This is a genomic window from Bdellovibrio sp. BIS2, from assembly GCF_055398295.1.
Genome location: NZ_AP035879.1, coordinates 232,072 through 244,886, shown reverse-complemented (window position 1 = coordinate 244,886; position 12,815 = coordinate 232,072). Strand labels below are relative to the sequence as shown.

14 protein-coding genes are annotated in these 12,815 nt (G+C 49.9%); 8 read left to right on the top strand and 6 right to left on the bottom strand.

The genetic code is table 11. The features are described from left to right. Positions 1-3 precede the first annotated feature (3 nt). From ACZ520_RS01200 to ACZ520_RS01190, 3 genes are read right to left on the bottom strand one after another with little or no spacing between them, the layout of a single operon-like run. A complete protein-coding gene (locus ACZ520_RS01200) occupies positions 4-807 on the bottom strand; it encodes a transporter (protein ID WP_374034591.1) in 804 nt (267 codons plus the stop codon). Positions 808-850: 43 nt separating this feature from the next. Beyond that, the gene (locus tag ACZ520_RS01195) at positions 851-2,134 is read right to left on the bottom strand and encodes a Na+/H+ antiporter NhaC family protein (RefSeq protein WP_464127139.1); all 1,284 of its coding nucleotides are present in this window, start codon (positions 2,132-2,134) and stop codon (positions 851-853) included. Positions 2,135-2,136: 2 nt separating this feature from the next. Then, complete coding sequence (locus ACZ520_RS01190) at positions 2,137-2,409, bottom strand: peptidylprolyl isomerase (RefSeq protein ID WP_088566551.1); 273 nt, start codon at positions 2,407-2,409, stop codon at positions 2,137-2,139. 51 nt (positions 2,410-2,460) lie between these two features. On the opposite strand from ACZ520_RS01190, the gene ACZ520_RS01185 reads away from it, so the two are divergent. Then, on the top strand, positions 2,461-3,216 hold the full coding sequence (locus ACZ520_RS01185) for a substrate-binding periplasmic protein (RefSeq protein WP_088566552.1): 756 nt from the start codon (positions 2,461-2,463) through the stop codon (positions 3,214-3,216). Here ACZ520_RS01185 and ACZ520_RS01180 read toward each other — a convergent pair. Next, a complete protein-coding gene (locus tag ACZ520_RS01180) occupies positions 3,213-4,139 on the bottom strand; it encodes a hypothetical protein (RefSeq protein WP_088566553.1) in 927 nt (308 codons plus the stop codon). The genes ACZ520_RS01185 and ACZ520_RS01180 overlap by 4 nt on opposite strands. 106 nt (positions 4,140-4,245) lie before the next feature. Between ACZ520_RS01180 and ACZ520_RS01175 the strand changes: the two genes are divergently transcribed. The 6 genes from ACZ520_RS01175 (at position 4,246) to ACZ520_RS01150 (ending at position 11,318) form a co-directional block, all read left to right on the top strand. Next, positions 4,246-6,624 (top strand): ATP-dependent DNA helicase, encoded by a 2,379-nt coding sequence (locus ACZ520_RS01175; protein ID WP_464127136.1) that lies wholly within the window; start codon positions 4,246-4,248, stop codon positions 6,622-6,624. After that, on the top strand, positions 6,615-8,180 hold the full coding sequence (locus ACZ520_RS01170) for a GIY-YIG nuclease family protein (protein ID WP_464127134.1): 1,566 nt from the start codon (positions 6,615-6,617) through the stop codon (positions 8,178-8,180). The genes ACZ520_RS01175 and ACZ520_RS01170 overlap by 10 nt, the downstream gene beginning before the upstream one ends. A gap of 194 nt (positions 8,181-8,374) precedes the next feature. Then, positions 8,375-8,608, top strand: a complete 234-nt coding sequence (locus ACZ520_RS01165) for a CsbD family protein (protein ID WP_088566556.1) — start codon at positions 8,375-8,377, stop codon at positions 8,606-8,608. A gap of 124 nt (positions 8,609-8,732) precedes the next feature. Next, positions 8,733-9,248 (top strand): outer membrane protein, encoded by a 516-nt coding sequence (locus ACZ520_RS01160; RefSeq protein ID WP_464127131.1) that lies wholly within the window; start codon positions 8,733-8,735, stop codon positions 9,246-9,248. A gap of 154 nt (positions 9,249-9,402) precedes the next feature. Beyond that, the gene (locus ACZ520_RS01155; RefSeq protein WP_464127129.1) at positions 9,403-10,842 is read left to right on the top strand and encodes an AlkA N-terminal domain-containing protein; all 1,440 of its coding nucleotides are present in this window, start codon (positions 9,403-9,405) and stop codon (positions 10,840-10,842) included. Next, a complete protein-coding gene (locus tag ACZ520_RS01150; RefSeq protein WP_464127127.1) occupies positions 10,839-11,318 on the top strand; it encodes a methylated-DNA--[protein]-cysteine S-methyltransferase in 480 nt (159 codons plus the stop codon). The genes ACZ520_RS01155 and ACZ520_RS01150 overlap by 4 nt, the downstream gene beginning before the upstream one ends. Positions 11,319-11,369: 51 nt before the next feature. Here the strand turns inward: ACZ520_RS01150 and ACZ520_RS01145 are convergent, their stop codons facing one another. Further along, positions 11,370-11,570 carry a hypothetical protein gene (locus ACZ520_RS01145; RefSeq protein WP_416479645.1) on the bottom strand — a complete coding sequence of 67 codons (201 nt, stop codon included), beginning with the start codon at positions 11,568-11,570 and terminating at the stop codon, positions 11,370-11,372. A gap of 280 nt (positions 11,571-11,850) precedes the next feature. Here ACZ520_RS01145 and ACZ520_RS01140 point away from each other — a divergent pair, with 280 nt between their 5' ends. Then, entirely contained in the window at positions 11,851-12,093 is a 243-nt protein-coding gene (locus ACZ520_RS01140) for an AbrB/MazE/SpoVT family DNA-binding domain-containing protein (RefSeq protein ID WP_157678804.1), read from the top strand. On the opposite strand, the gene ACZ520_RS01135 is transcribed toward ACZ520_RS01140, so the two are convergent. Next, positions 12,083-12,814, bottom strand: coding sequence for a class I SAM-dependent methyltransferase (locus tag ACZ520_RS01135; protein WP_464127124.1), 732 nt, complete (start codon positions 12,812-12,814; stop codon positions 12,083-12,085). The genes ACZ520_RS01140 and ACZ520_RS01135 overlap by 11 nt on opposite strands. Between the last annotated feature and the right edge of the window lies 1 nt (position 12,815).

Genomic DNA, 12,815 nt, shown 5'->3' with positions numbered 1-12,815 from the left:
CTTCTACCAAAGCTTGGATTCGATTGAGAGATAAACGAAGACACCCCGTTCATGTTCAACCGCTGACGGCCCCAGCCCCAGCAGTGCTCCAATGCCCGGAACCACTTCTGTTTCCTGACCTACATCAAAAGCCGTACGAATCCCCGGAACGATGTAATAAGTGGACTCGCTGGCCTTGGTGTCCTGAGCCACCACAGATTCGGCATTATTAAAGGCAAATTCACACAACAGATTCGTTTTCGGGGTCACATTGTAAACAACACTGGTGCCGAAGTTAAATCCGAATACCGAGGCCGTATCCCCATCCGAATTCTTGGCATCCGGAGTGTAGGTAAATCCGGCATTCCAATGGTTGGTCCACTTTTCATTCAGAGTCAGAGACACCGCCTGATTGAATTGGAAACCCGCCACGCCGTTGCCAAAACCTTTTTTATAATCTCCGGTCGGCACAATCAGAGTAAAGCGAGGAGCGATGGCGACAAGTTCGGTGTTGAGTAGCTGATACCGATAGTTCAAGAGCACGTCACCCACCTGGGTTTCCTCTTCAACACCGTTCAGTTTCATCACCGGGATCACGTAGGAAAACTGATGGGTTTCATCGGTTATTGGAATCTCATTTGTAAAGTTATAAGTCCATTCATGAGCCGGATCCATGTACTGATAGGACTGGATGAACTGAACAACACCGGCCTCCTGGTTGTAGGCCTCTTCAATTAAAAAGGAATTGTCTTTGACGACTTCGGCGGATGTCACCGCGCACACAGACAACACACTCAGCACAACAGCGAGACTTCTAAAGAACAGCATGTAATTTCCCTCCGGATATTAATGATATTCTTTCGAATTTATCTTACCGACGCAAGGTTCTCCATACCATCGAGACTATAGTCACCAGACCCAGGAAGTAACAATATTGCACACTTCCCGCCAACCCCAGTGGAGAAATCTTTGCCATCTGACTGGCCAGCAATATCTGGGCCCCATAAGGAATCACCCCTTGCACTACGCAAGAAAAAATATCCAGAATACTGGCGCTGCGAGCCGGGGGCACACCTTCTGTTCTTGCCACCTCCCGCGCCAAATCGCCGGTGATGATAATGGCCACCGTGTTATTTGCCACCGCAAAGTTTGCCAGCGACACCGAAAGAGCAATACTGAATTCGGACCACATCTTTTCCAGACGGGCATTTCGAAACTGCAGTTTCTTCAGCAACGACTTCAGAGTCTGAATGCCCCCTTGCTCTTTCATCATCTGACCCAAGCCGCCCATAATCATGGAAAGCAGGAATATTTCCTGCATTTCCTTAAAGCCGGCATAGATGTCCTGCCCCAGACGCAAGACTGTGTAGTCAGCAAAGAACAGCCCCAGCATTCCCGCCAGAACAATTCCCAGCATCAACACCAAAAATACGTTCATTCCCAGCAAAGCCAGAACCAGCACCACCGCGTACGGCAAAGCTTTGTAAAGCTCCCCGGCTTGGGCCGGCACACTTGTACCGGACTTCACCGTAAAATAGAGAAGAATCATCGTCAGGATGGCCGCGGGCAGACTGATGCCAAAGTTCACCCGGAACTTGTCACGCATCGATGCCCCCTGGGAACGAGTGGCCGCTATCGTCGTGTCGGAAATAAATGACAGGTTATCCCCGAACATGGCTCCGCCGACCAGTGCACCAAACACCAATGTTTTATCCAACCCACCTGCGGCGGTAAGCCCTAAAGCAATCGGCCCCAATGCCGAAATGGTGCCCATCGACGTTCCGATAGCTGTGGATATCAAAGCCGCCAGAAAAAAGAAGCCTGGGACCATCAGGCTTTCGGGAATCACTTTCAAGCCCCAATATATAGTGGCATCGACGCCGCCAATGGCCTTCACCACCGAACCGAAAGCTCCGGCCAATAAATAGATCATGCACATGGTGAGAACATTAAGATCCCCCAGGCCCTGCATAAAGGTTGTCAACTTTCGGTCAAAAGTTCCCTTCATCAAAACAAACGCCAGGATCACTGCCGGCAGTGTGGCGACCGGAGAAGGCAATTGATAAAAGGCGAAGTCCACGCCCTGCCACAGATAATAGAATCCACTTCCCAAAAACACCGCGATGAATGTCAGCAAAGGAAGAAACGGTCTCATACCTACTCCGTTCGTCGGATGATGTGATAACCAAAGCGCGTGCGCACAGGTTGTAATGTTGTCTCATTCACCTTCAGGGCAAACGCGGCCTCTTCGAAAACCTCGTCCATTCGGCCTTCGGCAAAAACGCCCAGATCACCACCGACCCGGGCCGAAGGACACTGAGAGTACTTTTGCGCCAGTTCCTCAAAAGTCTTTCCACTTTTCAGCGCGCGCAGAATGTCGTCGGCTTCGTACTGATGTTTTACCAAGATATGGCTGGCTCTGATTTTCATACTGTCCCTTTTAATTTGACGATCACTTAAAGGTTCCATAAGGTCGTAAATGTGAAATTCACTTTATTTTTGCTTCTTTTCAGTTTTTCCGCGTGGGCAAAACCTGTGGAAGTCCATGTTGGTGGTTACGAATTTCCACCCTATGTGATCAACTCCAGCGGCCGCTATGAGGGCCTGACGCTGGACTTTATCTCCTTACTAAACAAAAAGCAGAATAAGTATAAGTTCATCTTTGTTCCAACGACCTCCACCCGAAGATACCACGATATGAAATCCGGGCGATATCAAATCATTGCCTTTGAAAGCAAATCCTGGGGTTGGGGTAACGAGCAGGTTGAAACCAGCAAGATCTTCCGCTTTGGTGCCGAGGTCTTTGTCGCCAATAAAGAACGCGCCAAAGATCAAAGCTTCTTCAATGAACTTAAAGGTAAAACCATCAAGGGCATGCAGGGCTATCACTATGGTTTCCTGGGGCTGTCCACCAGCAACAAGGCTTTAAAGGGATTCAATGTGGAATTCACCAACACCCCTGACGGAAACATCCGGTCGGTGGTGATGAAACGAGCTGACATCGCGGTGATCGCCAAAGAGTATCTGGACATATACCTGAGCAAACACCCCGACGACCGCGACAAAATCCTGGTTTCCAAGAAACCTGACCAGCTTTATGAACTGGGCGTTTTGATTGGTAAGGAAAAGAGCCCGATCTCGGTTGCTGAAATGAACCGATTGATTGATTTGGTCCTGACAGATGGCTCGTGGCCAGCCTTGCTGAAAAGCAAGGGCATCAGCGAACAAAGACTTTAATCTTTGCCTTCATCTCCGAAGATCAAATCCACTTTCAAATAAAGCGTCATCACCGGGGCAAAGTCATCCTTGCGCCCCCAGGAAATTTCCGGCGTGGTTTTCAGATAAATCCAGTCGATGCCGGTTCTTTGCGTGTAGGTTGATGACAGCACCAGGCTGTCACCGTAAAGAGAGTACCCTTCCATTTTGGTGTTAAAACGAAAATCATACGACAGGGCCGAATCCGCCGTGAAAGTCTGAATCAACGAAGGGCCGTGGTGAGTTCCAAATCGCTCATTGGTCATTGCCCAGTTGGCTTCATTGATAAACCGGAAAAGTAAATCACGATTAAAGGCATAGTCCGTGGTTAAAGACGTGGTTTCTTCCCACTCGTCTTTCTTGGACCAGCGAAATTCCTGATAGAACGAGTTTTCAAAAATTCCCATCAAGAAATTGCGACGCAGACGAAGCTTCACAAAATAGTTCACCGGAATCGTCACCACCAAGCCGGCCTCGGTATTCAGATCCCAGTAACGCTGAGCCTGTTGCTCGGTATTCAGAGCGCCCTCGGCCCCAGAGTCGCTTCGTGAAAAGTATTTATCGCGAATGCTTTTTTCCCACTTCTGAAAATTGGGCAGGTAAAGATTCAGGGACGTGGAAACATCCTCGGCTCCCAGGTCTCCGTCACGGACATAATAGGTCTGTGACACACGCAAGGTGCTGGTGTTACGGGCATCGTCGGCCCGGGTGTTTCCAAACAGGGCATCGACACTTTCAGAAAGACGGATCACTCGATTGGACAAACTGGCGCGAGTGTCTTCCAGATACCCCCGGCCGGTGCTTAGGACCTCTCCGGAAAGGGGCTCTGCGGGCGGATTCTGAGGGTCTTCGGCATGAACCGGAATCGCAAGAAATAAACAAAAAAGAACCGAAAACAACCTCATGGACTCAGGTTAAGGGGCTCACTCACAAATGTCATTACTGGAATCAGCCACTTAACGTGGAACGCCATGGGTCGCTATTACGCCCCGATTATGATTATTTAAGAGGGTGAGAAAAGTATCCCTGGATGTCCGACAATTTGCCCTGCCTTGCCCTCGACGCGGAAGCATCGAGCTGCACTCCGGCTATGGCGCCCCTCCGATGAGCGGGCAGGAAATCCACGTGGCCATTCAGCGCCGCCGTCAGCGTGAATTTGATGACTATACTCCGGAAAAGAAAATGAGCTGGGTCTTTGAGGCCGGGCCTTATGAATTCCATGTTTCCGGACGTGCCGACGGCATCACTGAAAATCCGGTGCAGATCGAAGAAATCAAAACGGCTTTTGATGTCGAAGAACTTTGGCGCAAGCTGCGTTCGGATGACAACCATCCTTACATCTGGCAACTGCGCACCTATGGATACTTCCACTACAAGGAAACCGGGCGCATTCCGTTTTTGAATCTGCATCTGGTTTCATCCCGCAATTTCAAAGCCATGGACCTGCGTGTAGAGCTGGACATCGCCCATTATGAATTGTGGCTGGCTTTGCGCCTGGAGGAACTGGTTGAAGAAACCAAGGTCAAAGAAAAGCTTTTCAAAGCCCGCCAGAAAATGGCGGAGGAAATGTCTTTCCCCTTTGCGACCCCGCGTCCGGGCCAGCGGGAGCTGATTGAAAGCATCGAAGCCCAGGTGGCTGATGAACATCCTTTGCTGGTGCAGGCCCCGACGGGCTTGGGAAAAACCGTGGGTGTGCTTTATCCGAATCTGAAGGACTCTTTGTCCCGCGGGCAAAAAACCGTGTACGTGACCCCCAAGAACTCGCAGCATATTGTCGCAGAAGAAGCAGTTGAAAAGCTGCAGGAACAAGGCAGCAAGATCCGGTCTTTGACCCTGACAGCAAAAAGCAAAATGTGCCTTAAGGCCGAAACCCTGTGCAATCCGGGTTACTGTGAATTTGCGCGTGAATACTACACCAAACTTGCCGAGCATGATCTGGTGAACAAACTTTCCAAGAAGCGCAAACTGACTCAGGAAAAACTTGTCGAAATGGGCAAAGAATTCGAGGTCTGCCCGTTTGAACTTTCTGTCGAAGCCATCGAACGCGCCGACGTGGTGATTGGTGATTACAACTATGCCTTTGCCCCACGAAGTCTGCTGGGCCGTCTTTCTGAGCCCTTACTTGAAGCGGGTGAAAAACCGAATCTGGTGATTGATGAAGCCCACAATCTTCCAAGCCGGGCGCAGGACTATTTCTCGCCGTCATTGAGTGTGCAGGAACTGGATATTCTGGAAGGTGACTTCACCAAGCTTCCCGCGACCTTTTCATTGCAGGCCGGATCTTTGATCCGCAAAGCCAAGTCGCTTATTCAGGAATATGGCGAAGAGGGCGGTTCCCGCAAAGTGGATATCGATATTGAACCTTTCCTGGATCATGAACGCTCGATTCGCGCCCTGACCACAGAATACCTTGAAAGCGAAACCGAAATCATCACCCGTGACCCGATGCTGCGCCTGATGAATCTGTGGAGTGACTTTATCGCGGCCCTTGAATACAGCGGTCCGGAGTTTTTCACGACTTATCAAAACAGCCGCTTCACGGAAATGTTGAAGGTCACCTGCTGTGATGCCTCGGAGCAACTGAAAATTGCCTATAAGCAGTTCAAGAATGTCGTGGCATTTTCTGCCACCCTGAAGCCTTTCACTTACTATCAGGAGCTTTTGGGATTTGATCTGGAAAAATCCAAGACCTTGGAATTCCAGTCGCCTTTTAAACCCGAGAACCGTCAGTTGATGATCATCCCGCAGATTTCCACCAAGCTCAGCGACCGCGTGGTCAGCTCGGGCAAAGTGGCCGAGGTTATTTCCCGGGTCACCCGCGTGAAAGCAGGCAATTACATTGCCCTGTTCCCAAGTTTTGAGTTTCTGGCGCAAGTGGAAAAACAGCTTCAAGTCCCGCACCTGCGTGTGCTTCGCCAAGAGCGCGACATGAAACAACTGGATGTGCAGATTTATCTGGAAGAACTGAAAGCCGCCAACGAGCCTATCTTGTTGTTAGGTGTGCAAGGCGGTGTGTTTTCAGAAGGCGTTGATTTCCCGGGTGACATGCTGATCGGAGCCTTTGTCATTGGACCGGCGTTACCAAGCTTTGATTTTGAGCGCGAACAGATTCGCACCTACTTTGACGGACGCTATGGCAAAGAAAACGGCTTTAACTACACTTATGTGTATCCGGCCATGGCCAAAGCCATTCAGTCGGCAGGCCGGGTGATCAGGTCTGAAACCGACAAGGGTGTGATCATTCTGATGGATTCGCGTTTCTTGAATCCGGTTTACGCCGAAGCCATGCCGCAAGGATGGTTCAAGGAAAGTCCGCGTGAGCTGGTATCACAAAAGATCCTTTCTGATCTTGAAACTTTCTGGAAGAACAGTGAAGCGCCATGCTCTTAAAAGATCTTCCGGTTTTCTTTTTGGATTTACAAACCACGGGGGCTAAACCCGGTGCTGCTGACATTTTGGAAGTCGCCTGGTCCCTTTCCGGCAATGACGAAGTTCGCAGTGTTCTTTCCGCACAGGCCGAAGACCGTCCGGTCCCCCGTCGTATTTTGTCCCTGACAGGAATTGCGGCGGAAGAACTTGAAAGCGCAACGCCACTTTCAGACATCTTTGATCGCCTGTATCTGGATATTCAGGACCGCCCGGCAGTGATTCACTTTGCCCAGTTTGAAAGACCTTTTCTAAAGGCCGCTTTTGAAACTTTGCAGCGCCCTGAGTTTCCAATTATTTGCACTCATGAGATTGCCAAACGACTTTTTCCCAACCTGCCCGCACGCGGGATCAAGGGACTGGCCGGATATTTCGGTCATGCTTCGGGGGAGTTTAAGCGGGGGGCAAGCCACGTTGAAGCCACGAGAATAATCTGGCAGCACTTGGTGAACGAACTGGAAGGCAAAGGAATATTGACCTTCGTGGATATGCAGACCTGGCTATCCACAGAGGCTCCCAAAAAGCGCACCAAATATGAATACCCAATGGCCAAGGAAAAGCGCCTGAACCTTCCCAAGGTGCCGGGAGTTTACCGCTATGTTTCGCAATGGGGTGAAATCCTTTACGTCGGCAAAGCCACGTCCCTGCATGACCGGGTGAACAGTTACTTCCGCGGGCAAAAGGGCCGTGACTCTTTCAAGCTTGAGATGCTGACACAGGCCTATGATCTGATCGTGACAGAGTGCCGGACGCCGCTGGAATCCGCTTTGCTTGAAACCGACGAAATCAAAAAATACAATCCTCGCTATAACATCAGCTTGAAAGCCGGAGAACGCGGTTTGGTGTTCTTTAGCCGTGACTTTACATCAATGAGTCCGGAACAAGATGACGAATACAGTATCGGGCCTTTCTCGAATGCTTTGGTCTTTGATTCGATTCTGAAGCTGAACGAATCTCTGAAATCGGAAGACCAGACATTTAATCCTGAAATGTTCTTTGAACCTTTGGATGCAGAACTTCTGAAATCCGGTTTTGCTCTTTTCTGCGAGCGTCTGGGAAAAAGCCCGGATGTGTTTAAGTCCTTAAGGTCTATTTTTGCGCAAGGTTTGATCTTTGTGAAAAATGCTCCGGACGAAGAAGAACTCGATGAAGCCGAAATCGAGGCCGAAGCTGCGGACTGCGATGACGATACCGGCGAAGAAATCGAAATTGAACTGACCGCCGAAGACATTGCCGACAAATTTGAACGTCACTTTAAACGTGCGGCGCACGCTTACCTGCGCGCCCGTCGCATGACCAAACTTTTAAACTGCGACATTGAATATTCCCTCAGCGCCAAAGGCAAAAAATTCCAACTGCATTTGCGTGGCGGACACCCCACCCCAGAGCCCACACCCCAAACACGCAGCACCTGGAGCGGGCATTCGGTGGACACCTACGACCGCATGGCCGTTCTGCTGACCGAACTTGAACGCGTGCGCAGCAAAAATGGCCAAGTGTCAGTCCAGCGGAAATATTGAACTTCGAGTCCGATTCTGTTGCAAAATAGGACATGATTTCAAAGACGAGCTATAAATAGGTCGGAATTTCTCCTCACAAAAGGGGACTTTTGCCCCGAAATTTGCCGCCATTTCGCTCAGAACGAAATTAAGCTGTGCTCACGGTTGGAGCCGATCCTGCATTAGTCATTCAACAGAAACCAAGGGGTTGAAGAATGATGAACAAACAAATCTCAAAAGAAAATTGGAAGAGTTTGAAAGCTGAGCTGCGTGCAGCTTGGAATGAACTGACCGCTGAAGAAATCGAAAGCACACGCGGAAGCATCAAAGCCATCTATGGTTTGGTTCAGCAGAAATGCGAACTGCATGAAGTAGAAGTAAAAGAAAAACTGACTTCGCTGCTTAAAAAATACGAGCATCCACCGACTCGTTTCCACAAAGTTTCTTAACAAACGGCTTGTGTCACCTCCATGACGCATCCTAGGGGTCCCTCTGTTTCCTGCATTCTTTCAGAGGGGCCCCGACTCCTCTCCCGTAAACTCACAATCAGAAATCACAACAAGGAGAAGCACCATGAAACATCTGATGATTCTATTCACCGGTCTATTGATCGCCACAGGTATTTCCACTCTGGCGCAGGCCCAGACGGCTGAAGATATAAAAAACGGAACAAATAACGTAAAGCTCTTGATGGGCTCCACTCAAGCCGCGGTAAACTTTGGCGTTGAGTACGAGCGCCGTACTGGCACTTTCGGGTTGGGCGCTATGCTCATGCATTCCACGAAAAACTCGGATGCGAACAAACCCGAAAGCACCACGCTGGGCGCCTTTGTGGCGTCTCACCTGTACGACCAGAATGACCTGGATCTTTACATCTCTCCAGGGGTGGCGGTGACCAATATGGATCAGATCCAGAGTTCCGGAGACGATGAAACACTGTTTGGACCAACACTTAATTTAGGAGCGACCTACACTATCAACGCAAATTGGGGTGTGGGTTTCGAGTACCTGACGATCTATAACTGGTTCAGCGACAAAACCTCAGACCACTATAACTTTGCGAATGCCGTGCTTTCATACAACTTCTAGTTGATGATTCAGAACCTGACTTATTGATTGCCAAAACTCGACTTGAAAGGGCTCTGGGGCCACGACCCAGAGCCCTTTTCGTTTATAAAGCCCCCAAACCGACTATGTCCGAAAATGGCTATAGTCAGTCTGAAAACCGCGCTATACTGGCTTCATGAAAAAGGACGATGTATTTTATAATGCCATGCTGGCCCGGGATCCCCGTTTTGACGGCAAGTTTTTTGTCGGAGTCAAAACCACGGGTATCTATTGCCGTCCGATTTGTCCTGCGAAACCCAAACGTGAAAACGTCGAGTTCTTTTCAAATCACTTGGCCGCTGAAAAGGCGGGCTATCGTCCCTGCCTGCGCTGCCGTCCAGAAAGTGCGCCTCAGTCCCCGGCCTGGATCGGGAAATCAGCCTTGGTTCGCCGTGCGATCAAGATGATTGATAAAATTGAAACCCTGGAATTCAACGAAGATGAATTTGCAGAACTTTTTGGGGTCAGTGCCCGTCATTTGCGCCGGCTTTTTATCGAAGAAGTCGGAAAAACCCCGAAGCAATTGTCTTTCGAAAATCGCCTGAATCTGGCAAGACAACTGATCACCGAAACCGCGCTGCCTATCACTGACGTCGCCTTTGCGGCCGGCTTTAATTCGATTCGCAGATTCAACGATGCGTTTAAAGAGCGCTTCAAAAAAAGCCCTTCAGAAATCCGTCGAAAACCTGTGAAAGATGAATCCACTTTGACCATTCGTCTTTCCTATCGCCCGCCTTTTGATTTTAACGGTTTGCTGCACTTTTATCGATCCCACGCCGTGGGACAGCTAGAGTGGTTTGAAGAAGGCGTCATGCACAGAATCGTTGAGGTGAACGGCAAAGTGGGACAGATCACCTTGAGCGATCTGCCTGATGAATCGTGCATAAAGCTGCAGATCAACTTCCCCGACACAACGGCCTTGCACGCCATCATATCCCGCGTGCGCAGCCTGATGGATCTGGATTCAGACCCGGTTGTTGTTGCCAATACGCTAGAGACCGACAAAGACATGAAGGCCTTGCTGAAAAAACATCCGGGGATCCGGCTGCCTTCGTCCTGGGATCCGTTCGAGGTGGTCGTCGCCGCCATTTTGGGTCAGGTCGTGAGTGTGGAGCGGGGCCGGGCGCTGGTGAATGATTTGATCGAACTTGCCGGCAGCGACTCAGGATTTTTGCGCGATGGAAAATCGGTGCGGCTGTTCCCGACTCCTGCGCAGGTGATGAAAGCTGATCTGAAAAATTTAAAAACCACCACCCGCCGAAAAGAGACTCTGGTGGCCCTTTCCAAGGCCCTGGTCAAAGGTGAACTGTCGCTGGAGCCGACCCAGGATGTGGATAGTTTCGTGGAAAAGATCCTGGGCATTCCCGGGATTGGCCCGTGGACAGCCAGCTACATGGCACTGAAGGCTCTTCGTCACACCGATGCCTTCCCCGCCACCGATTTGATTATTGCCCGTGCGATGGCTGAACACCCCAAGACCAAGTTTGAAAATTTCAGCCCGTGGCGCGGCTATGTCGCCGCCTTGTTGTGGCGGGAGTATTCCCACGTCTTGAAGAAAACCCGGAGGAAAAAATGAATCTGCTTCAATGGAAAATGAGTTCCCCGTTAGGGGATCTGTACATGGTCGCCTCTGAAAAGGGCCTGCAGTCCCTGTATTGGGAAAAGACCACGGGGATTCCGCTGGCCTCTGCCCTTGCCGGGAAAGACGGTGCCGTTAAGATTCTTAAGCAAACCGAAACCGAACTTACGGAATATTTCAAAGGCCAGCGCCAGGATTTCGATGTCCCGCTGGATGTTGCCGGCACGGAGTTTCAAGAATCGGTCTGGAAGCAGCTTAAGAAAATCCCCTATGGCAAGACCGTATCTTACACCGACATCGCCCGCCGGATAAAAAAAGAAAAAGCGGTTCGCGCGGTGGGAACAGCCAATGGAAAGAATCCGATTTGCATTATTGTACCCTGCCATCGTGTGATTGCCGCAGGCGGGGGCCTGGGCGGGTACTCTGGGGGCTTGGAACGCAAAGAAGCTTTGCTAAGATTGGAATCTGAATAGTTCTAAAACAAGAGGACCCAGGAAGGTCCTCTTGTACAACAACGGGAGGGCTTACTTGGTTACAGCTCCTTCTGCCTGCTCTTCAGTTTTTTTGTCTTTTTCCTTGCCGTGCTTTTTGCCTTTCTTTTCTACCTTCGCGACCGTTTTTTGGATGGCTTGATGTTCGTTGGTGGAAGAGGCCGCTGGCATACCTTCAGCGAAAGCAAAGGAACCGGACAAGATCATAGACATTGCGATAACTGCGAATCTCATTGTGAACCTCCATTTGGTTACTGAGTTCTTGAAAACAAGAATACCAAGAGGTTCTTAAGTCCCAATTAAAACAGGATTAATTCTTTTTTAGAGCGGAATTCCCCCGCAGTTCCATAGGGTTGCACTCCAAAATAAAGACCTTTTTATTTTCAAAATCGCGTTTTCGGGGGCAAATGGACACCTCAGAAACGGACCAATGGATTGTTTTGCACACCCCGAACAAGACTATTGGCGACAACCACCAGCCCCGCCCCCTAAAATAAAGGGACGGAGAACATCAATGAGCAAATCAGGTGCAACTTCAAAAGCGTCCCGTAAAAACCAAACCACAATCCCGGCGCGCGTTCGTCAGGCTTTGGGCATCGCCAAAGGCGACACCCTGTTGTGGACTGTGAATGGTGACGAAGTGAATATCCGTATCATCAACCGCAAACAGGTTGATTGGACAAAAACATCCGAACTGTCTTTGCTAGAGTGGACTGCTGAAGCCGAAAAACCAAAAGATCCCGAGGTCAGCGTTTAGCCGCTGACACCAAGAGCATCATGGGCCGCTCCAGTTCTTCCAAAAGTGCTGGAGTCTTTGCAATCTGCTCTGCTGAAGGAGCAAACTCTTTCACCTGAAGAATCTCAAACCCGCAGGAAATAAGCGTGTTGATCGTGGTGGCCATCGTGCGGTGATACTTGATCACGCCATCAATAAACCAATCCGTTTTGCGCTCGCCTTCGACAGAATACCCATTCACCGGCCAGGTCTTGCGCCCCTCTTCATCCACGATCCAGTGAGGGTGAGCCGCCGCCATATACACCGGATGCTCGATACTGAAAACAAACTGACCACCCTTGCTGAGCGAATGATGAATCGTTTTTACCAAACGTTCAAAGTCACGGACGTAGTGAAAGGTCAAAGAGCTAAATGCAATATCAAAAGACTCTGGGGGAAGCGTCAACTGATCCAGATCGGCAATACGATATTCAATCAGTGTGTCTTTTGTGTCTTTACGAGCACGTTCAATCATCTTTTCAGATAAATCCAGACCCAAAACGGACTTAGCACCATTATCTCGCATCCAGCGCGACACCCAGCCAAAACCGCACCCCAGATCGACAACACGTTTATCAGAAACCGGAATAAGCATCGACTGCAAAGCCGGCCACTCAGGCGCCCCTTCCAAACCGTGAGTCTGTCTTGGCAACTGGGTGTAGCCTTCAAAGAATTTGGGATTGTCATAAATATTCTGAGCCATG